We start from the raw sequence: 21,687 nt of genomic DNA on the forward strand, positions 1-21,687 counted from the left end.
TCAGGTGCGAAAGAAACCCTTCAGAATTTTTTCTGAAGGGTTTCTTTACGAGAATAGGTTATTTGGTTGAGTGCTCTCTGCGCGTGCCATCCATGTCCATCGATCAATTTGTCTCTAGCCCGCTAGTTATTACAAAGCGGCTTGAAGAAAGAACTGCGACTGGACATAGTTATAGGTCACTTTGGAAAAGTCGAAGGGCTGGCCATTGGTTAAGTGGAAAATGGATTCGACATATAGTTTAGGATCGCCTTCCAGCAGTTCCAGATGCTTCGCTTCTTCGGCGGTCAATTTGTCGACATGCAGGAACGTATCCGCAAACCCGATGCTTAACCCTAACCCTTCGGTAATGTAATTGAAGATCGATTCCGTAATAATTTCGGTGTTCAGGTAAGTGACGATTGATTTATTGAAATACGATTCTTCCAGGCACAGGGTCTGGCCTTGGATAAAACGGATCCTTTTGACATAGTAAACATCATCATTGAGGCCGATATTCAAATTCAGTGCCGCTTCTTTGGTCGGTTTTCGCACATCCAGTTGGATCACTTTTGAGGTGATCTGAAATTCTTCCAGTGTTTTTTTGAATCCTTGATTTGAAAGAAGGCTGATATAGCCACTTCGTTTATGCCGCCTGACGAAGATTCCGCTGCCTCTCACTTGAAATACAACCCCTTTTTTCTCCAATGAATCCAACGCTTTTGTCACAGTGCTTTTGCTGACATTGAATTGGGTCATCAGATCCTGCAGTACAGGCAGCTTATCGCCTTGCTGAAGCTTATGCTCTTCTATGTAATTTTCCAGTTCTTCTGCGATGTGCTGATATTTTAGCATATACATACCTCTTTGCTTTCTTGTCTGAAAAGATACCCGAATTATAGCATGAATTCCTTTGAAGCTCATCTAATTAAATTTTTCACTAACAATTATTTTGTTAGGTACTTGATTAATTGTACCGGTACAATTAATATAAAGAGTATTCAAACAAAGGGGTGAAACAAATGGGAGCAACAATTAGGGATTATTCAAAACTTGCGAAAGACATATTGGAGGCAGTAGGCGGGGAGGAGAACGTGGCAAGTGCTGCACGTTGTGCAACGAGACTTCGGATTGTCTTAAAGCGTTCTAAGCCGGAAGCCAAAGCGATTGTATCGGAAATGCCTGGGGTTATTACAGTTGTGGAAAATGGCGGCCAGTTCCAAGTGGTAATCGGCCAGCATGTGGGGGAAGTTTTCGAAGAGTTTTCAAACTTGGTGCAGTTGGATGTTGAGGATGATGCCACTGAAAACAAAGGGACCATTTTAAATCGCGTCATTGCAACGATGTCAGCTGTTTTTGCGCCATTCATTTATATTTTAGCGGCAGCCGGTATATTGCAGGGGTCGTTGATCTTACTGAATTTGTTGTTTCCCAGTTTTGCAGAAACCGGAACCTATGAAGTGTTCAGCTTTATCTCGTGGGCGCCGTTTACGTTTTTACCGATTTTCATCGCCATCACAGCGTCAAAGCATTTTAAGAGCAATACGTTTATAGCCGTTGCTGCGAGTGCGGCGCTGGTCAGCCCGACCTGGACAGAGATGGCCGGAAGAATTGCAGAAGGAGAAGCCATCACGTTCCTTGGAATGGCCTTATCCCAGACAGTTTACACATCGTCTGTATTGCCGCCATTATTTCTGGTCTGGATCTTGTCCCACCTGGAACGATTCTTAAGTAAACGCATACACGAAGTCGTCCGGCCGTTGTTTGTTCCACTCCTATGCCTGGTCGTTATGGTGCCGTTGACGATTCTGTTAATCGGGCCACTTTCGACATTAGGTGCAAACGGAATCGCGAATGGCTATAACTTCTTGGCGGAAAACGCGCCGGCTGTAGCGGGGGCGCTCATCGGAGGATTCTGGCAGGTCCTCGTCATTTTCGGTATTCACTGGGGTGTAACGCCCATGGTATTGGCGAATTTTGACTTGTATGGCAGGGATTCTTTCCAGGCGTACCAAACCATTGCGGTCATCGCCCAAATCGGTGCTGTACTGGGCGTCATCCTTAAAACGAAAAGCCAGGAAACCAAGAAGCTGGGTGTTTCAGCAGGAATAACCGGCTTGTTCGGTATTACGGAACCGGCTATTTACGGGATTACATTGAAGTTCAAGAAACCATTCATCTTCGGAAGCATCGCGGGTGCTGCAGGTGCCGTAACGGCAAGTTTCTTCAACCCGAACTACTTTGCTTACGCGGGTTTGCCTGGTCCGTTAACGATCGTCAATGGAATCAGCCCGGACTTCCCGTCATCAATTTGGGGAATCCTGATCGGTTCTGCGATTGCCATTGTTCTGCCCATCGTCTTGATTCAAATTTTCGGATTTGGTGAGAATGCAGCGGAAAAAGTTACTGAAGAACCGGCAACTCGGCAACCCGAACTGGATTTGCAGAATTTAAATGAAGAGTCCATCCATGCACCGTTGAGAGGACAGGTAATTCCGCTTTCGGAGGTTTCGGATAAAGTGTTCAGTTCAGGTGCGATGGGCCAGGGGGTTGCCATAGAGCCGCTGGACAATAAATTGTATGCGCCGTTTGACGGAACCGTGGTGATGATCGCTTTGACCAAACATGCCATCGGCTTACGTTCAAATTCTGGTGCTGAATTGCTTGTGCATGTCGGCCTGGATACGGTTATGCTGAAAGGAAAACCATTCACACTTCATGTGGAAGACGGCGCAAAAATCAAAAAAGGCGATCTGCTGATGACATTCGACCGGGAATTCATCCAAAACGAAGGCATCAGGATCACAACACCGCTGATTATCACGAACACGGATTCTTACAAAGAAGTGATCATCGAAAATATTCTGGACGGCCTTGTAGGCGACAAATTACTGACAGTAGTTAAATAAGGAGAGAGATAAAATGGGTAAATTACCAAATGATTTTTTATGGGGCGGCGCTTTAGCTGCTCATCAATTTGAAGGCGGCTGGAACCAAGGCGGGAAAGGGCCGAGCGTTGTGGATGTCATGACAGCCGGTGCGCATGGTGTGGCACGTGAAATCACAGAAACCATTGAAGGGGATAAGTTTTATCCAAACCATGAAGCCATAGATTTCTACAGTAAATACAAAGAAGATATCGCTTTGTTTGCCGAAATGGGATTGACGTGTCTGCGGACGTCCATCGCGTGGAGCCGGATTTTCCCCAAAGGCGACGAAGCAGAGCCTTGTGAAGAAGGGTTGAAGTTCTATGACAATGTGTTTGATGAATTGCGGAAGCACGGAATCGAACCGGTCATCACGCTTTCCCATTTTGAAATGCCGCTCCATTTGGCAAGAGAGTACGGCGGGTTCCGAAGCCGTAAAGTTGTGGACCATTTCGTCAAATTCGCGGAAGTTTGTTTTACCCGTTACCGGGACAAAGTGAAGTACTGGATGACGTTCAATGAAATCAACAACAAGATGGATGTCAACAACCCTATTTTCTTGTGGACAAACTCGGGGGTGGTCGTGGAAAAAGGAGAAAATGCCAAAGAAGTGATGTACCAGGCCGGCCATCACGAATTGATCGCCAGCGCATTGGCCGTATCCAAAGGAAAAGCCATTAATCCTGAATTTCTGATCGGAGCCATGGTTTCCCATGTGCCGATTTATCCGTATTCTTCAAATCCGGAAGATGTGATGCTCGCGGAAGAGGAAATGAGACAGCGCTACTTCTTCCCGGATGTACATGTACGCGGCTTTTACCCGAATTACGTGTTAAAAGAATTTGAGCGGGAAGGCTATACCATCCAAATTGAACCGGGTGACGACGAAATCCTGAAAGATGGCAAAGTCGATTACCTGGGCTTTAGTTATTACATGTCCACCACCGTGAAGAGCGACGTCCAAAATGACAATCTTGGCAACATCGTCAATGGTGGATTGCCGAATGGCGTGGAAAATCCCTACATCCAGTCAAGCGACTGGGGCTGGGCAATCGATCCAACGGGTTTGAGGTATGCCTTGAACCGTCTTTACGACCGATACCAGATTCCGTTATTCATCGTCGAAAACGGTTTTGGTGCCATTGACACAGTGGAAGAAGACGGTTCGATCCACGATGCGCAGCGAATAGATTATTTAAGATCCCATATCGAAGCCTTGAAAAAAGCAGTCACGTATGATGGCGTTGAGCTGATGGGCTACACACCATGGGGCATCATTGACATCGTTTCGTTTACAACAGGTGAAATGAAAAAACGCTACGGCATGATCCATGTTGACCGTGACAACGAAGGGAACGGTTCCATGAAGCGTTCCAAAAAGGACTCATTTGAGTGGTATAAAAACGTGATTCAAACGAATGGCGAATAACTGTAATACAAATTGATCACACTGTTAAAAGGAAAGAAGCTGATGTGCAGCTTCTTTCCTTTTTTCATTTCTATGAATCGTTCTTGTAGATGGGGAAGGGGGAGTTTTTTGCAGCACATTTTTTTCGGTTTTATTCTGGAATAGGTCAGCATCGGTTATTTGCATGAGGAAATTTGAAGCGTTCCTGTAGATATTTCTTTTCAAAATCTCCGGTATTCAATGGTTTATCGAATAGATACCCCTGGAAAACGCTGCAATCGTTAGCGCGTAGAAAATCCGCTTCTTCAATCCGCTCGACACCTTCAGCCACCAAGTCACATTCGATGCTTTTGGCCAAGTGAATGAGCGACTTTAAAACTGCCTCTGATTTTCGGTCCTGCCCAATTTTTTCAACAAAGGATTTGTCGATTTTAATTTTATTGATCGGAAAACTGGTTAAGTACGAAATCATCGAAAATCCGGTTCCAAAATCATCAATGGCGATGGAAATTCCCTTGGATTTACAGAGAATCAGGGTCTCCAGTGTTTTCGATGAATAGGTCAATTCTGCCTGCTCGGTAATTTCAATTTCAATCAAAGTAGGATCGACTTGATAATGATCTATCAAGTCAAAGAAATGATCAAAGAAAGTTGGATTGTTGAGAAGAGAAGGAGTCATATTAAAAGCAGTACGCAAATTCCAGCCAAATCTTTCTTCCCAATCTTTCAATTGAACAAAGACCTCGTTGAGCAAGTGAGTGGTCAATCGAATAATATCACCGGTTTCTTCAGCTAGCTGGATAAATTCCGGCGGCGAAATGCTTCCAAGTTCGGGATGAATCCATCGCGAAAGGACTTCAACACCGACAATAGCTCCTGTATTCCCTTCAATCTGTGGTTGCAGGGTATAGTAAAAGCCATTTTCCTTCAGATTGCCGGCTAGTCCTTTTTGGAGGGTTGATCTGCGGTTGTGTAAAGTCCTCATCGTTGGATGGAAGAAGGCATAAGAAGAGCCACGATTTGTTTTTGCTTCACGCATAGCCATTTCAGCATACGAACAAACTTCATTCAATTTTGGTGAATCAGAGGGGCAGCAAGCAATACCGATGCTGACATGGACCTGAATTGCTTGTTCATTTTCCAGGACAAGGGGGTTAAAAAAGATGTTTTCAATTTGTTCAGCAAACAGTGCCAATTCATCTCTTGGCCCGTCTTCTTTTTGGATAATGAATTCGTTTCCGTCCATACGTGCAAGCTGGGATTTGTCTCCGATTAGCCTCGTTAATTCTTCTGCCGCTTTTTTTATGATATCGTCGCCGGTAGTGTAATCATGAACTGCATTAATAAAGTTTAGATTATCCAGATTGATATGGAATATCGAAATCTTTTCGCCTTGGTCCAGCAGCAAGCGAGTGGTTTGATTGAGGGATTTACGATTTGGCAGCCCTGTCAAATAATCGTGGTAAACAGATTTCAGCAACTGTTCTTCTGTTTGTTTCCGGTCACTGACATCCTGGAAATATACCGCCAGGCCGCCTTTCTCCAACGGGCAGACTTTGACCTGGAACCACGCATCGAGTGATTTGTAATACTCGACAAATTCTACGGTGATCTTTTCTTTCAATGCCCGTTCATATTGGTAATGGAATGCGGTGCCGATCGCGCCTGCAAACTGCTCCAACAACCCTCGTCCAATGACATTTCTCCGTTCACACTGAAGCAAATCTTCCGCGACCTCATTGATATAAACGACATGAAACTGATCATCCAAGAGATAAAATCCGTCTGACATGCTTTCCAGGATGGTTTCTGCCGTGATGGGCTGAGTAGCATGAAGCGTAATAGGCTTAGGGTTCACAATGGCGCCCTGCAAATGGCCAAAAGAACCTTTAACTCTCCGCGCATTGACCTGAAACCATTGAGTATCGCCATTTCCGAGAGGGAACGGGACCATCTGTTTGTATTCGCTTATCTCTTTTGCCAGTAAACACTTGAGGGGATGATGGATTTTTTCTTTGTCGGTCCGTTCCATTTGCCCAAGGTAGTCAGCCCCTATTTTCCATAAGGATTCTATTACGCCATGATCGGTGCAGAAATCCAGCCATGCCTGGTTTACTCGAAGAATCAGGCCATTCCCATCAATAGCAATCAGGAACTCGTTATTTGTATTTATCAATTCCTGAAGTAGTCCAGTATTTTTGTCCAACAGATCCCATCCTTCGCCTGATGTTTTATTGTCCTACCGATTCCTGATAAAACTTGTTATTTCCATACACAACAATAGTGGTTGGAAGAGTTTACTTCGACTTCAAATGTTTGAATCAGTTTACATAAACCATTAAAAAGGAGAAGTTCAGAATGGGACATGGCTTTGATTTCTTTATCGTCAATATGCTCAATAGAGTTGTTCTTTTTATTGAAATAATGTTTTGCAGTATATAAGGGGGCTTTGGTTAAACTCCGCAACCCTTTTTCAGACAACTGAAAACTGGACCACTGAAAAATGGAACCTTCCATATAATCGCCTCCCCAAGAGTACACCAAAACTAACTTATATCTTTCTGATATGTTGAGCGTCTCTTCTTTTGTCAAAAGCATTGCCTCGATTGTATTTCCTACAAATTTCTTCAACTTCTCAATATCAGCATCAGCTAAAGAAGGTTTCTTTCTAAAAATAAACAATGGGGTGACCTCTCTTTCAAGTTTGAATACAGCTTTTAAGAAGTCAAAAACAATTATTCTTAAAAAATATATTGGCAGTAATTAATTTCCATGAAAGAGGTATTATATCCTTGATTTGTATAATTATTAATAGGTAAATATAACTAATTTAAATAAGTTTTAGAGCTGAAATCGTACTAATAAGCTACTTTCACTTGCCTTGAACTTCATAAGCTGTACGCCTGCTCTGTGCCTGCTGATATTCATATTCTATAAGCCAGCTCCGCTTTCGCGCCCGCAGGATGGGAGCAAAGCAGGTTTCTTGGTTTAACTTATCTGACTTGGAATTTTAAATGGGGAATTCCAAAGAAATAATTGTCATTAAGCGCAGAAAATCGACTTTTGAAAAAAAAATAAAAAATTTTTCGCGGTATAGCTCCATGGACTGTTTCAAAAAAACAAAATCAAAAAATTAACATTTTTATCCGGCTCTAACCACTGCCAAGAGCGTCTTTCTATAAAAAATAAACAAAAGGATGAAAGAAATCATAGGTGGTTCTAAGAGAAATTGAAGACGTCAAAATTTTCTTTTTAAAGAGATAAATCTCCTTGCAACATTTGTAATGATAGGAAATTGTGCGTATAGTGGGACAAGTGATAATTCGGTTGATGGAAATAATAGGTAATAAATCATTTTTTATTAGGATAGGGTTTCCAAAAGGCCTAGTAATTGAGTGAATACAGTTGTTATGGAAGATAGATGAATAGATGCGATGAACTGCTCTTCTATCCATGCAATAAATTGAATAGCAGAGAGGTGAGCAAGATATGTCGATTATTGAAGTAGAAGGATTATCGAAAGTATTCGGTAAAAATACCAAACAAGCGTTGAAATTGCTCAGCGAAGGAAAGTCGAAAGAAGAAATCCTGAAGTTGACGGGGAGCACAGTAGGCGTCAATCGTGCTTCATTTTCAGTGGAGGCCGGCGAAATCTTTGTCATCATGGGGCTTTCGGGCAGCGGGAAATCGACTTTGGTCCGTTTATTGAACCGGTTGATCGATCCGACAGAAGGAAAAGTTTACATAGACGGTGAAAATCTCGCAGCGATGGACAAAAAAGACCTGCGCAGAGTACGCCGGACAAAAATGAGTATGGTGTTTCAAAACTTTGCTCTTTTCCCGTACTTGACCGTGTTGGACAATGCCGCTTATGGCTTGGAAATTCAAGGGGTCGATAAAGCGGAAAGGCACAAAAAAGCAAAAGAATCTTTGGAAATGGTCGGCTTGGGCGGATACATAGAACAAGTGCCATCCCAGCTTTCAGGGGGCATGCAGCAGCGTGTCGGACTAGCCAGAGCACTGGCAAACGACCCGGAAGTCATGCTGATGGACGAAGCATTTTCCGCACTTGATCCACTGATCCGAAAAGAAATGCAGGATGAATTATTGGATCTGCAGGAAACCATGAAGAAGACCATCATTTTCATCACGCATGATTTGGACGAAGCTTTGCGCATCGGCGATAAAATTGCGTTGATGAAAGACGGTTCTATCGTGCAGGTCGGTACACCGGAAGAAATCTTGGTGAATCCGGCAAATGATTATGTTAAAAAATTCGTTCAGGATGTCGACCGCTCAAAAGTATTGACCGCGTTCAATATCATGAAACGCCCTGAAACGATCAATATCGACAAACATGGCCCGCGTGTCGCTTTAGAAAGAATGAAAGAAGAAGGCATATCAAGCATTTACGTGACAGATGGCAAGCGGAACCTGAAAGGCTACGTAACAGCCGATGACGCTTCTGTGGCGTTGACAGCTGAAGTGAGAAGTCTCGAGGGAATCCTGAAGACCGATGCACCGACAGTCACGAAAGACACCTTAATGAATGCCATATTTGAAATCAGCCATAATTCCCCGGTGCCGATTCCGGTTGTGGAAGACGGAAAATTGCTTGGCATCATCGTACGCGGTGCCGTCATTTCGGCACTTGCTGGCCAAAGCGAGGTGAATCGCAACTATGCTTAATTTCATGGAAAATATACCGGAACTTCCGTTAGCTTCGTTAGTCTCAGATTTCACGGATTGGATCTCAGATGCATTCGCATTTCTGTTCAATCCCCTTAAAAATGAATTTGCGGACGGCTTGGAAACCTTGGCAGACATGCTTGCCGCGGTTCCGCCGCCAATTGTAATCTTGATCGTTGCCGTCCTGGCATTCTTAATCAGTGGGAAACGATTCGGATTGGCTGCATTTTCTCTTATCGGCCTGCTGCTTGTCTGGAATCAGGGGTTGTGGGAAGAATTGATGCTGTCATTTACATTGGTTCTTGTCGCAAGTTTGTTGTCGATAATTATCGGGGTTCCGCTAGGCATCCTAATGTCCAAAAGCAAAATTGCGGAAAGCATCATTACGCCTACTCTTGACTTTATGCAGACCATGCCGGCTTTTGTTTACTTAATACCGGCTGTCGCATTTTTCAGCATCGGAATGGTTCCCGGCATTTTCGCATCATTGATATTCGCCACTCCTCCGACTGTCCGTTTTACGAACCTCGGAATACGGCAAGTATCAAAAGAACTGGTGGAAGCTTCTGAAGCTTTCGGCAGCACGGGTTCGCAAAAACTCTTTAAAGTGGAATTGCCGATGGCCAAACCAACAATTATGGCCGGCATCAACCAAACGGTTATGTTGTCGCTGTCGATGGTCGTTATTGCATCAATGATCGGTGCACCGGGTCTCGGCAGGGAAGTTCTTTCTTCCTTGCAGCGGGCTGATGTAGGAACTGGATTTGTAGCAGGCTTGGGGATTGTCATCCTGGCAATCATCATCGACCGCTTTACGCAAAGTTTCACTGGACAGAAAAGAGCGAGAAGCTAAGAGGGCTGGAATTACTGAAAGAAAAGTGCCAATAAATTTTAAAGAAAAAGGAGATTGATTATTTTATGTTCAAATCACAATGGAAACATTTAGGGCTTATGTTCGTGCTTATGCTGACACTTGTCATAGCAGCATGTGGAAATGAAGAAGCAGCTTCTGACACATCTGAAGGTTCCGGTTCTGAAGACGTGGACTACGGTGAAGAATTAGGATATAAAATTACAGGGATTGAAGCAGGCGCAGGCGTAGTTGCCGCATCTGAAGCTGCAACAGAAGAGTACGAAAGCCTTGAAGGCTGGGAAGTTGTCACTTCTTCAAGCGGCGCGATGGCAACAGCTTTAGGCGAAGCGATCGATAACGAAGAACCGATCATCGTTACAGGATGGAGCCCGCATTGGAAGTTCCAGAAGTATGATTTGAAATACCTTGAAGATCCTAATGGTGTATTCGGCGATGCTGAAACGATCAACACAATGGTACGTGAAGGGTTAGAAGAAGAAAAACCTGAAGCTTATGCCATTCTTGACCAGTTCCAATGGGAGTCTGCTGATATTGAAAGCATCATGCTGGAAATTTCAGAAGGCGCGGATGTTGAAGAAGTTACAACAGCGTGGATAGAAGAAAACGGTGATAAAGTTGCTGAATGGACAGCCGGTACAGAAGCAGTGGACGGCACAGAAATTGAGTTGGCTTACGTGGAATGGGATACAGAAGTCGTTTCAACGAACATTGTCGGAAAAGTCTTGGAAGACCAAGGTTTTGACGTGACATTGACGCCACTTGATAACGCAGTGATGTGGCAGGCTGTTTCTGAAGGCCAAGCAGATGGAATGGTAGCTGCATGGTTGCCTGGAACTCACGCTACTCAGTTTGAAACCTATGGCGACAGTGTAGTCGATCTTGGGGTTAACCTTGAAGGCGCTAAAATCGGATTTGTTGTTCCAGCTTATATGGACATCGATTCGATCGAAGATTTAACACCGGCTGAATAAGTAATTCTTATAGCAGGGAATGAACCCCGAATGGCAGGCACTTAATAAGTGTCGCCATTCGGGGTTTTATTTGTTTCTGGTTATCCTTTCCTCCTGCTCGGGATCTGCAACAACCGGCCAATAACAAGACTGCAGACCCCGCTGAAAAAAGTTTCCAAATGTTTAGGGAGAATAGATCTCTATTTATCCCGAAAAAATTCTTGTTGTATCTACTTGGGTAAATGGTCCTTTCTGGAGCAGCTTTTGTTCGATATTCAAACGAACTCAGGCTGCTTTATTTTTATTTGCAAGATCCCTGCTTTTACGGCAATGCCAATGCGGTACTAAATGGCTCAAAGTTAGAGGTGCCCTGCCTTAAGAGTAGGGAATGGAGTGTGAATCTCTAGCGGTACTGTTACTTCCGTAAGGGGAAATAATGGTACTGGACCTACATTTGCAAAAGATGGGCATAGGACGTTTGATGCGATTGAACGTCGAATTTTGTTCGGTTTTGCGACCCGCATCCCATCCAACTTATTTGACAAATTCGAATTAATTATGTATATTTTTTATATTCAAATAGTTGAATATTAAGATGTTAGGAGTTTTAGAAAGAGTAGGCGGCAGCATTTCTTTTTAACCGGCAATTTAAAGAGTATGGCTCGGCGGCTTTTTCAAAAACTTCTGGAGAGGAATCTGGAAATGGAAATAATTCCATATTCCCCCTAGTTCTTAGAGGGGGGGAGATACTTTCAATAACGCAATAATTTTACGAAAAGGAGCTGGATTTGTTTTGAATCTGGAAGTGCAGCAGTTCAAAGCTGATTTTTTTAAAGCCTTGGCCCATCCCTTAAGAATTAAAATACTTGAAATATTATCTGAGGGAGAAAAAAGTGTTAACGAGATCCAAAGCAGGGTCGGGAGTGAAGGGTCAGCCGTTTCCCAACAGCTGATGATATTAAGGAATAAAAATATTGTTTCAGGCACCAAAGACGGAAACCGCGTTATCTATTCGTTAAAAAATCCGATGATTCGCGATTTGCTCCAAGTTGCTCGACAGATATTTAATGATCATCTGGTGAATACCATTTCGATGTTCGATAAGTTTGAGGAAGAAGAAGGAATGGAAAACCAAAAAACAAATAGCTGAAATAAAAATGATGCTTGTCATTGGTCCAACAGATGTTATCAATGCCCAAGTGCTTTATTCGAAAAAAAGAGCTGATATTTCTCACCGGCGAGCGGTTGTCATTCTGCTTTAATTTATTCAGACTATACCACCTGGATTTTGTGGGCAGCATTCATATTATTAAAAAGAAAATCTTTCGAATCCGCCCCTTTTTACTAGACCGAGAATCGAATAAATGGAGAGGCAAAGTGGAAAAGGAATCCACGATTGGTTTGGTTGCTCTGCATACAGATTCCATTAATTCCATCTTTGTTTAATTTCATCAGTTTTATGTTCGTGCGACATTGAAGATAGGAAGCTGCTATTATTTGTACCGTTTGAATTCCATTAATTCGTTCAGGAGTACGATTGGATAAATGGGGAAAGAATAGGTGGCTAAAATGGACTTGTTGCCCAGGCAAGATAATATATCAATTAATGAAATAGATGAATTTGCAATATTATTGGACGGTACCGGGCATATTTTGCTATCCAATGAAAAATGGATGGCTTATTGCCAGGAAGCCGGAGTGTCTGAAACGTTTTGGAAGAATAATATGAATTATATGGAATCGCTGCAGGAAGCCGGCAAAAATGTAGAGCTGCGCAGCGTCAAAGAAGTTCTTGATGGAACGGTGAAGAACTATAGGCAGATGTCGCAAGCAGGCAGCCCTGGAGAACTTTGTTGGTTCTTAATGGAAATCAAGCCCTGTTACATGATAGATGGAACAACTGGAGCGGTAGTGTTGATACAGAAAGTGGACAATGACTCTTTCAAAGAGGAGTCTGAAAAGCTTTATTAGCGTCTGAATGCTATTCTTTTGCTGGCTTATGTAATTCCCATAATAGAAAAAATGGCTTAGGCATTAGGGTTTGCCTTTCCGCTCTTCAAAGCAAGCTTGACTGGCTGAGATTATCCAGTGTAAGCTTAACGAAACATAAATTGAATAACAGTAAGAGGTGCCCTTCGGGGAGAATAGGGAATGGAGTGAAAATCTTCAGCGGTCCCGCCACTGTAATGGGGAGTTTTATGGAAAAGCCACTGGATTTTGTCTGGGAAGGCCTGTAGAATGATGATCCGGAGCCAGGAGACCTGCCTGCTTATGTTCTGCTTATAGATCATGGAAAAGTCTTTAGTTTATTTGTTAACGCAAATAAACTGAGGGCTTTTTCTTTTTATTTTAGAAGGGGGAAGAAAAAGATGGATTTATTACAGCAAACGATCCGGCGTATTGAGGGATTGGATCAGGAAATGATGGAAAAGGCGCGGGAACGGGTGGACAGCCTGATTAAGCCGCCGCATAGCCTCGGAAAGCTGGAAGACCTGGCTGTACAGCTGGCTGGAATATATGGCGCACTGTATCCGGCAGTAGACCAAAAAGCGATTGTGGTGATGGCGTCTGACCATGGAGTGTACGAGGAAGGGATTTCTTCCAATCCTCAAGAAGTGACGTTTGCACAGACGATGTTCATTGCAAAAGGCATAACGGGGGTCGGTGTATTGGCGAAGCCGTCCGGCGCAAAAATTGTCACCGTGGATATCGGTGTAAAAGGAGAATTTCCAAGCGATGCCGGAGTGATCGACCGGAAAATCAAGCAAGGTGCCGGGAATATCGCACAAGGATCTGCGATGACAGGAGAAGAAGCTATCCGATCGCTGGAAGTGGGGATAGAAATCGCAAACGCGGAAATCCTGAAAGGCGCCAATCTGCTGGGGACTGGCGAAATGGGCATCGGCAATACGACGCCAAGTACGGCCATTTTATCTGTTCTGGGCAATATTCCGCCGGAAGAGATAACCGGCAACGGGGCAGGAACGGGCCGCGGCGGAATCGCGCACAAAGCAGCCGTCATCAGGCAAGCGATTGAAACTAACCGCCCGGATAAGCGTGATGCCATTGATGTGCTTGCCAAAGTGGGCGGTTTGGAAATCGGCGGCATGGCAGGTGTCATGATCGGAGCGGCAGCCAACCAGGTGCCGGTTGTGCTGGATGGCTATATTTCCACGGTGGCGGCGCTGCTTGCTGTTTTGATTGAACCGAAAGTGAAAGGCTATCTGATCGCCTCGCATGCAAGCGCTGAACCGGGCGGCAAAAGGGCCAGTGAGCTGCTGGGCATTCGGCCGATGCTGAATATGGACATGTGCCTTGGAGAAGGATCGGGTGCAGCTTTAGCTTTTCCGATTGTAGAAGCGGCCTGCAACATGTTGAAAGAAATGGCGACTTTTTCGGAAGTTGGCCTTGAGATTTGATGGGGGAAAAAGATCGAAACAGTGATTTTCTTGTGAATCCAGAGTTATAAGAAATGATCGCTTCTTGGGAACAATGGTGATTACAAGACTTGATCGATATAATATCTCGAAACTGAGGCATTTTGTTAGAGATAAAAAGAGATCAAGAGTAGACTAGTAATGGAAGCGCTTTTAGAAGCGTGCTTATATCAATCGCTACTAAAAAATAGATTCAAAGAGGAGTTTTTGATAATGGGAAAACTGGAAAACAAAGTCGCACTCATTACCGGTGCAGCACAAGGAATGGGTGCTTCACACGTACGTATGTTTATTGAAGAAGGGGCTAAAGTCGTCATCACGGATATCAATTTAGAAGCGGCCCAAAAACTGGCAGACGAGTTGGGGGACAATGCACTGGCATTGAAACTGGATGTGTCAAAAGCTGACAACTGGAAAGAAGTGTTGGAAACGACGGAAGAAAAATTCGGACCAGTCACGGTATTGGTGAACAATGCCGGCGTCGGCATCTTTAAACTATTGGAAGATTTGACAGAAGCGGACTTTAGATTGACGTTCGAAATTGACGAGCTGGGTGTCTTTTTGGGAATGAAAGCGGTTCTTCCTTATATGAAGAAAGCCGGAGTTGGTTCAATCGTCAATATTTCATCGGTTGATGGGTTGGTCAGTGCCCCAACTGCGATTGCCTATAGTGCTTCAAAACATGCTGTTACCGGAATGACAAAAGGTGCAGCAGCTGAACTTGGCCAATACAACATTCGAGTGAATTCAGTGCATCCGGGCGTTATTGAATCGCCGATGGCTGAACAAGGCGATGTAGCAGAAATCATCAAGAAATTGGAACAGGATATTCCCCTGCGCCGTCGTGCACGAGTGGAAGAAGTTTCGAACCTGGTGATTTACTTGGCATCTGAGGATTCAAGTTATTCAACCGGTTCACAATTCGTTGTGGATGGCGGAATGATTTCAGATCTATAAGCTGCAGATATAATAGCGCGAGCTTAATTTAAAGCAATTCGATTCTAGAGTTTTGAAGACCTTCGACTGTGTCGAAGGTCCTTTTGTATTTTTTACGGGAAATTGACCGAACCGTTGATGGATTTCATGGAAAACCCAGTATATAGTGGGTGTAAGAAGATAAAACATGGTCGCTATGAATCGTCGGCTGTTGCCCCAAAAGCCGCAACTGAACTGGAATCCGGATGAAGAAGCCGACTGCCCAAAAGAGGAGCGTTTTTTGGAGCCGTAAAAGCTGGAGAACACGAAACCAAAGGAGTGGGACTGAATGAGGAAAATCGTCTTTTTTTCATTGCCTGCACACGGCCATACGAATCCGACCATTCCGGTGGTGGCGGAACTGACGAAGAGAGGCCATCAAGTCTGGTATTATTCTTTTGCCGAATTCCGGGAAAAGATTGAAGCTGCAGGCGCTGTGTTTATCGCCTGTGATGAGTTTTTGCCAAAGGCTACCGAGAAAGAGCTTGAGAAGAAAGCCGGCAAGGATTTTGGCGCCTTGATTGAAATGATCATCGATACCACCATTGCCTTGGAAAAAAAGGCTGTTCAGGAACTGACGGAAATTCAGCCCGACTGCATCGTCTCGGATTCGCTCGCCGCGTGGGGCAAGCTGTTCGCTCGCAAACTGGAGATTCCCTACATCTGTTCGACCACTTCATTTGCTTTTAATGAACACACGGCGAAATCGATGAAACGGGGATTCCCGGAGATGTGGCGGCTGCTGCTCGGCATGCCGAAGATCCATCGCAAAATAAAAGAACTGAACGGCCACGGCTTTCAGGTGAAGAATTTTGTTTCTTTGATCGAAAATGACAATGATACGGACACCATCGTCTACACTTCGAAGGAATTCCAGCCATTGGCGGATACTTTTTCCGGACGCTTTGCCTTTGTGGGACCTTCTATTAGAGAACATCCACCGCAGCAAAAGGGTGGAACAGACAAAAAGAAGATTTACATCTCCCTGGGAACCGTCCTGAACTCGAATCCGAAGTTTTACCGCAATTGTCTCGAGGCATTTGCATCCGCAGACTACGAAGTCGTGATGTCGGTCGGTGAAAAAACGGACCTGTCGTCTTTTGGAACCGTCCCGGAAAATTTCACCATACACCATTCGGCCGATCAGATCGCGGTACTGCAAAAAACCGATGTATTCCTTACCCATTGCGGCATGAACAGTGTCAGTGAGAGCCTGTATTTTGGCGTTCCAATGGTGCTATTCCCCCAGCACAGCGAACAAAGAATGGTCGCTGACCGTGTGGCTGAGCTGGGCGCAGGCGTCTTCCTGAAAGGGACGCAGCCGCAAGAGTTGAAAAGAACGGTGGATGAGGTGCTTGCGCATCGGTCTTATCAGGAAAATGCCCAAAGTCTGTCCAGCACCTTGAAGAGGGCTGGCGGAGCGGTCAGAGCCGCACAAGTGATCCTGGACACTATCGGGGAAAAGAACGTAGAAAAATGAAAAACAAGAGGAGGCGCTGGTCAAATCACGTCTCCTCTTGTTCCGTAAGGCTCTCACAGCCAGCTCTGCTTCCAAAGTGACCATCTTTTGAAGCAGAGTATCCAGACAAATGCTCGGCCTAGCAATATTCTGGAATACCGCTAAGCAGCGAATGTGCCGGCACGGCAAGTTCTTTGCACAAATCTCCAGAATTATTTGTGCATATTTTTTTAGGGAGATTGTTTAACATTGAAATTATAGAACGCTTGTTCTATAATGAGGGAGAGAGTTAGAACTCGGCTTTGCTAAAACAAAATAATTGCTGGTGTCTGTCAGGTGATTTCTGTTCCCTCATTTTAGGCTTAAATGTCCGAATATTCAGTTATAATAAGAGTTACAATAGAATGCTGGCTTGTGCACCCTTAAAACGAAAGAAGTGGGGATCATGGATAATGAACAGTTGAAGCGGCAGACGAATGATTGGGCTGTAGAAGCGAAGGGACTTGTTAAGGTATATGGAAAAGAACGTGCTGTAGATGGTGTGGATTTGGTTATTCCAAAAGGAATGGTATACGGTTTTTTAGGGCCTAATGGTGCAGGGAAAACGACAACAATCCGAATGCTTGCGACGCTCGTTCAGCCGGATAGCGGGAATGCTTACATTTTTGGCCATGACTTGAAGAAGGAAAGCGCTGCAATCAAAAGCCGCATCAGTTTGACTGGCCAATATGCTTCTATTGATGAAGATTTGACCGGCATTGAGAACCTGGTGCTGATCTCGAGGCTCATGGGCTACACGGCCAAGCAAGCAAAAAAGAGAGCCATGGAATTGCTGGCCGCATTTGGTTTGGAAAATGCAGCAAAACGGCAGGTGAAAAATTATTCAGGGGGGATGAGGCGGCGCATTGATATAGCCGCAAGCATTGTTGTGACGCCAGATCTATTGTTTCTGGATGAACCGACGACCGGACTGGATCCGCGGAGCCGCAACCAAGTCTGGGACATTATCCGGGCGCTTGTGCAGACCGGGACAACGGTGTTGCTGACGACTCAAAACTTGGAAGAAGCGGATCAGCTGGCAGATCGAATTGCCGTCATCAATCAAGGCAAGATCATTGCGGAAGGAACCAGCAGTGAACTGAAGGCCTCGGTCGGGAGCGGTACCTTAAATGTTCAGCTGGTTCATGCTGCAGATGGAAAGCGCGCGATAGCCATTCTTGAAGAGAAAATTGGCGCGCCGGTTCATGTGGCTTCGGATAGAATATCGCTGAGTGCACAAGTGCAGGATTCGTCTCTTGTTGCTGAAGCGCTTGGAGTGCTTGCCCGAGAGCGAGTTGCCATCAGTGATTTTTCACTTGGCCGGCCGAGCCTTGATAAAGTGTTCCTGACCTTGACCGGGCAATCCGTCAACGAACAACCGAACGTGGAGGAGGGGAACTCATGAGCATGCAGTTGGAACACGGCAACTCAACTCAGGAAGAAGACGTCCATCCCTTGAATGCAATTGCTTCCGGTAAACGGCCAAACCCGCCAAATGCCTTTGCTTCGACTATGGCATTTGCACAGCGGGCGCTTTTGAGGATTAAGCATGTCCCTGAGCAGATGTTTGATGTTACAGTGTTTCCGATCATTTTTTTGCTGATGTTTACGTATTTGTTCGGAGGTGCCATTGCAGGATCGACAGGCGAGTACCTGCAATTTCTGCTGCCAGGAATACTCGTCATGACCGTCTCACAAATTACGATGTATACAGGCATCGATTTGAACAATGATATCCGAAAAGGCATATTCGACCGATTCCGCACATTGCCGATTTGGCTGCCTTCTGCGTTGGTCGGTGCCTTGCTCGTTGACGTCATCCGCTATTCATTGGCTTCCGCCATTATGATCGGGTTGGGGCTTATGCTTGGCTTCCGGCCAGAAGGAGGGGCAATGGGCGTTTTCGGTGCCGTACTCGTCATCCTGCTGTTTTCATTCAGTTTTTCCTGGATCTGGACAGCTGCGGGCATCGTGATGCGTTCTGAAAAATCGTTGATGATGATGAGCTTTATGATTATTTTTCCTTTGACATTTGTCAGCAATGTTTTCGTCGACCCGGCAACGTTGCCGTCCTGGCTGCAGGGCTTTGTGCAGATCAACCCGATCTCGATTCTGGCGACAGCTGTCCGAGGCTTGATGCATGGCAATGGCACGTGGGAGCAAATCGGCTGGGTAGTCGTAGTATCCGCTGTTTTTGTAGTAATCTTCGCGCCGCTGACAATGTATTTGTATCGAAACAAAGAGTGACTAGTGGACCGTCATCCGCCAAACGACCGGTTAGATTTCGATTTACACCATCACTTTAACCTGCAAAATTTAAAAATCATAAAACAAAGCGGATTGCATAGAAATGCAATCCGCTTTTTACTTAATCCTTCAGCTGTTTTCCACTTTCGTATCCAAGTGATTCTCCATATAATCCTTGCCCCATTCATACATGGAGTCAAGAATAGGAATAAGGGTTCTTCCTTGATCGGTCAGGGAGTATTCCACTTTCGGAGGGACGACGGGATAGATTTCACGGTGCACAATCAAATGTTCTTCCAGTTCCCGCAATTGAGTCACTAGCATGCGCTGGGTGATGCCGGGCATCAGGTTTTTCAGTTCACCGAACCGTTTTGTGCCTTCTTTGCCTAAATGCCAGAGGATCAGCATCTTCCACTTTCCGCCGATGATCGAAAGGGTCAGTTCCTTTTCGCAGTTAAAGCTTTTCTCTCCCAAGTTGGGCATATTCTTTTCTTCCTTCCTGAGTGGCGGCAGCATCCGCCGGTTCTAGAATAAACTTATTGATTGCATGGAGTACGCCTTCAGCGTTGTTCGAGAGGGAGGTGTAATCAGCTAGTTCTTTCACTTCCTGGACTGCATTGCCCATCGCGATCCCGAAACCGGCTGCTTTCAAAAGTTCGGAATCGTTGTGGTTATCACCGATTCCGATAATTTCCGAACGGTCGATGCCGAGCTTGTTCGCCAGGAACAAAAGGGCACTTCCTTTATTGGCTTCCGGATGTGTCACTTCCAGATAAGTTTTCTTTGATTTTGCGATATAGGCAGACTCTCCGAATAGCAGCTGCAATTCCTGCTGCAGGGGATCCAAAATTTCCGGCTCATCGATAAAGAGCAGTTTCGTGAATCCTTTTTCGGCCAATCTGATCAGGTCCGGTTCTACCGTGTACGGTACTTGGACAGCTTCAGCATAAGTACTCAACTTATCCGTTTCCGCAGCACCGTAAAGAATATCGTCCTGATAGACTTGCAGGTGAATGTTTTTCTCGCGGGCGATGTTGATCAGCTTTTCCGCGATGTCAGGGGAGACAGGGCGTTCGTACAATGCTTCCGCTTCGCCTGCGACTCTGATCATGGCACCTTGGTACGTGATCAGCGGGGCATGGATCCCCAACTGTTCGGCGATGAGTTTTGCAGAAGAAAACATCCTTCCGGTAGCAATCGTTACCACGGTGCCCATTCGGATCGCCCGTTGGATGGCTGCCACGGTATTTGGTGAAATGGTCAGCTCATCGGTGAAGAGTGTTCCATCAAGATCGATGGCAATCATTTTATACATAGTCTCTCTCCTTGAAATTCCTTTTTTCCGGGTTTCTAAAGTGATTAAAAGTTCAGGTCTTCAAATAGCAGCACTCTAGCAGGCGCAGCATCCGTTCCGACTAGCTTCAGCGGCGCTGCTACCATGAAGTAGTCGCCTTGCTGAACTTCTTTCAGACGCAAACCTTCTATAATGATGATATCATTCGCAAATAAGGTCTTGTGCGTCGGATGGCCTTCCTGGCTTCTTTCGATGCCAAGCGCATCTGTTCCAACTCCCCGAATCCCCAGTTCTGCAAGATAGTCTGCGCCATCTGCTGCAAGGTAAACAAAATCGAAATTGAAGTGTTCCTCGAAGGAGTTTTTCGTTTTCAGCAAAATGAAATCGTCTTTTTGAATTTGGAATCTTTTCAGGTCGGCTTTTGAAATTCCGCCTTCTACACCCGTCACATCCACCACTTTGCACGCACCCACAAGCTTGTCCAGAGAAATCGATTCAAATGTCTCTCCGTCTACAATCATATGAAGCGGTGCATCGATATGGGTACCCGTATGGACATCCATCTCCAAGCGCGTTTCAGTCACATAGCCGTTTGTCAGCTGGTTTATTTTTGGCTGTTTTTCCGGTTTGTCCTTATAGACGGCCATACCTTCAAACGTTTCACCTGTTACATCATACATTTTCATCCAATCAACCCTTCCGTTACTGCAAAGTTTACTAGCTTCAGCTTGCCACGTTATTTAGGCGGCTGTCCAGCGGGAACGCTTGAGTTCGAGGACTGTCTGCACCCGCCATGCCAGCTGAACAATTAAAATAAGCCTGAGCCTCATCAATTCAGGCTCAGACTTATTCATTTTTATTCTAAATTAGCGTGCCTACCGTACATGGTATCAGATTCGAGCCCTTTTTTGTCCATGAATCTCAGAATCACCGCATCATAGAAAAGAAGAAGCGACTGCTCAAACAGCGAGCCCATCGGTTGAATGGATTTGCCGCTGGTGCCGTCTGCTTTTGCTTGAGCAGGGATTGGGATGGTGATGTCTGCGAGACTGCCAATTGTAGACTCAGGATTTGTTGTGATGGCCACAACTGTTGCACCGATGGCTTTGGCTTTTTGCGTCATCGCTGCAAGGCTTTGGGTTTCGCCAGAACCGGAACCGACGATGAAAATATCATCCGGCTCCAAATTCGGCGTCACCGTTTCTCCAACAACGTATGCATCCAGACCGACGTGCATCATGCGCATGACGAATGCTTTCGCCATAAAGCCGGAGCGGCCGCCGCCTGCCACAAAAACTTTTTTCGCCTGCAGGATGCCGGTCACCAGCTCCTCAGCTTGTGCATCATCAATGCGCGTAAGGGTGCGCTCGAGTTCGTCCAGTATGGCAGCGGTAAAGCCTGTGGTGTTCATG

Annotated in this window: 19 protein-coding genes and 1 riboswitch; of the genes, 12 read left to right on the forward strand and 7 right to left on the reverse strand. The window is 45.2% G+C overall.

Going from position 1 to position 21,687, the window contains the following annotated elements; translation table 11 throughout:
* Nucleotides 1-129 precede the first annotated feature (129 nt).
* Entirely contained in the window at nucleotides 130-831 is a 702-nt protein-coding gene (locus AC1MEO_RS14620; RefSeq protein ID WP_480331593.1) for a GntR family transcriptional regulator, read from the reverse strand.
* 167 nt (nucleotides 832-998) lie between these two features.
* Here AC1MEO_RS14620 and AC1MEO_RS14625 point away from each other — a divergent pair, with 167 nt between their 5' ends.
* The gene (locus AC1MEO_RS14625; RefSeq protein ID WP_480331595.1) at nucleotides 999-2,885 is read left to right on the forward strand and encodes a beta-glucoside-specific PTS transporter subunit IIABC; all 1,887 of its coding nucleotides are present in this window, start codon (nucleotides 999-1,001) and stop codon (nucleotides 2,883-2,885) included.
* 13 nt (nucleotides 2,886-2,898) lie between these two features.
* The gene (gene bglA / locus AC1MEO_RS14630; RefSeq protein WP_480331597.1) at nucleotides 2,899-4,332 is read left to right on the forward strand and encodes a 6-phospho-beta-glucosidase BglA; all 1,434 of its coding nucleotides are present in this window, start codon (nucleotides 2,899-2,901) and stop codon (nucleotides 4,330-4,332) included.
* A gap of 145 nt (nucleotides 4,333-4,477) precedes the next feature.
* Here bglA and AC1MEO_RS14635 read toward each other — a convergent pair whose 3' ends face one another.
* Complete coding sequence (locus AC1MEO_RS14635; RefSeq protein ID WP_480331599.1) at nucleotides 4,478-6,517, reverse strand: putative bifunctional diguanylate cyclase/phosphodiesterase; 2,040 nt, start codon at nucleotides 6,515-6,517, stop codon at nucleotides 4,478-4,480.
* Nucleotides 6,518-6,573: 56 nt separating this feature from the next.
* Nucleotides 6,574-6,993 (reverse strand): hypothetical protein, encoded by a 420-nt coding sequence (locus AC1MEO_RS14640; protein WP_480331601.1) that lies wholly within the window; start codon nucleotides 6,991-6,993, stop codon nucleotides 6,574-6,576.
* A gap of 807 nt (nucleotides 6,994-7,800) precedes the next feature.
* On the opposite strand from AC1MEO_RS14640, the gene AC1MEO_RS14645 reads away from it, so the two are divergent.
* From AC1MEO_RS14645 to AC1MEO_RS14690, 10 genes are all read left to right on the forward strand, one after another.
* Entirely contained in the window at nucleotides 7,801-9,000 is a 1,200-nt protein-coding gene (locus AC1MEO_RS14645; RefSeq protein ID WP_480331603.1) for a quaternary amine ABC transporter ATP-binding protein, read from the forward strand.
* The gene (locus AC1MEO_RS14650) at nucleotides 8,993-9,853 is read left to right on the forward strand and encodes an ABC transporter permease (RefSeq protein WP_480331605.1); all 861 of its coding nucleotides are present in this window, start codon (nucleotides 8,993-8,995) and stop codon (nucleotides 9,851-9,853) included. Before AC1MEO_RS14645 ends, AC1MEO_RS14650 begins: the two co-directional genes overlap by 8 nt.
* Before the next feature lie 65 nt (nucleotides 9,854-9,918).
* Nucleotides 9,919-10,845 (forward strand): glycine betaine ABC transporter substrate-binding protein, encoded by a 927-nt coding sequence (locus AC1MEO_RS14655; RefSeq protein ID WP_480331607.1) that lies wholly within the window; start codon nucleotides 9,919-9,921, stop codon nucleotides 10,843-10,845.
* Nucleotides 10,846-11,617: 772 nt separating this feature from the next.
* Nucleotides 11,618-11,974, forward strand: a complete 357-nt coding sequence (locus AC1MEO_RS14660; protein ID WP_480331609.1) for an ArsR/SmtB family transcription factor — start codon at nucleotides 11,618-11,620, stop codon at nucleotides 11,972-11,974.
* A gap of 410 nt (nucleotides 11,975-12,384) precedes the next feature.
* A complete protein-coding gene (locus AC1MEO_RS14665; RefSeq protein ID WP_480331611.1) occupies nucleotides 12,385-12,795 on the forward strand; it encodes a hypothetical protein in 411 nt (136 codons plus the stop codon).
* Nucleotides 12,796-12,933: 138 nt separating this feature from the next.
* Nucleotides 12,934-13,107: riboswitch (cobalamin riboswitch) on the forward strand.
* Between the two features lie 86 nt (nucleotides 13,108-13,193).
* Nucleotides 13,194-14,243: a nicotinate-nucleotide--dimethylbenzimidazole phosphoribosyltransferase gene (gene cobT / locus AC1MEO_RS14670; protein WP_480331613.1), complete on the forward strand. Its 1,050-nt coding sequence runs from the start codon at nucleotides 13,194-13,196 to the stop codon at nucleotides 14,241-14,243.
* A gap of 231 nt (nucleotides 14,244-14,474) precedes the next feature.
* A complete protein-coding gene (locus AC1MEO_RS14675; protein WP_480331615.1) occupies nucleotides 14,475-15,218 on the forward strand; it encodes an SDR family NAD(P)-dependent oxidoreductase in 744 nt (247 codons plus the stop codon).
* 307 nt (nucleotides 15,219-15,525) lie between these two features.
* On the forward strand, nucleotides 15,526-16,716 hold the full coding sequence (locus AC1MEO_RS14680; RefSeq protein ID WP_480331617.1) for a macrolide family glycosyltransferase: 1,191 nt from the start codon (nucleotides 15,526-15,528) through the stop codon (nucleotides 16,714-16,716).
* Between the two features lie 424 nt (nucleotides 16,717-17,140).
* Nucleotides 17,141-18,139 (forward strand): ATP-binding cassette domain-containing protein, encoded by a 999-nt coding sequence (locus AC1MEO_RS14685; RefSeq protein ID WP_480331618.1) that lies wholly within the window; start codon nucleotides 17,141-17,143, stop codon nucleotides 18,137-18,139.
* Nucleotides 18,136-18,981, forward strand: coding sequence for an ABC transporter permease (locus tag AC1MEO_RS14690; protein ID WP_480331619.1), 846 nt, complete (start codon nucleotides 18,136-18,138; stop codon nucleotides 18,979-18,981). Before AC1MEO_RS14685 ends, AC1MEO_RS14690 begins: the two co-directional genes overlap by 4 nt.
* 129 nt (nucleotides 18,982-19,110) lie before the next feature.
* Here AC1MEO_RS14690 and AC1MEO_RS14695 read toward each other — a convergent pair whose 3' ends face one another.
* The 4 genes from AC1MEO_RS14695 to hxlB all read right to left on the reverse strand — a co-directional run bounded on the left by AC1MEO_RS14695 (nucleotide 19,111) and on the right by hxlB (nucleotide 21,686).
* Nucleotides 19,111-19,464, reverse strand: a complete 354-nt coding sequence (locus AC1MEO_RS14695; RefSeq protein WP_480331620.1) for a winged helix-turn-helix transcriptional regulator — start codon at nucleotides 19,462-19,464, stop codon at nucleotides 19,111-19,113.
* A complete protein-coding gene (locus AC1MEO_RS14700; RefSeq protein ID WP_480331622.1) occupies nucleotides 19,436-20,296 on the reverse strand; it encodes a Cof-type HAD-IIB family hydrolase in 861 nt (286 codons plus the stop codon). The genes AC1MEO_RS14695 and AC1MEO_RS14700 overlap by 29 nt, the downstream gene beginning before the upstream one ends.
* A 44-nt stretch (nucleotides 20,297-20,340) precedes the next feature.
* Nucleotides 20,341-20,961: a cyclase family protein gene (locus AC1MEO_RS14705; RefSeq protein ID WP_480331623.1), complete on the reverse strand. Its 621-nt coding sequence runs from the start codon at nucleotides 20,959-20,961 to the stop codon at nucleotides 20,341-20,343.
* 170 nt (nucleotides 20,962-21,131) lie between these two features.
* Complete coding sequence (gene hxlB / locus AC1MEO_RS14710; protein ID WP_480331624.1) at nucleotides 21,132-21,686, reverse strand: 6-phospho-3-hexuloisomerase; 555 nt, start codon at nucleotides 21,684-21,686, stop codon at nucleotides 21,132-21,134.
* Nucleotide 21,687 lies beyond the last annotated feature (1 nt).

The organism is Planococcus sp. BI3 (assembly GCF_056680115.1).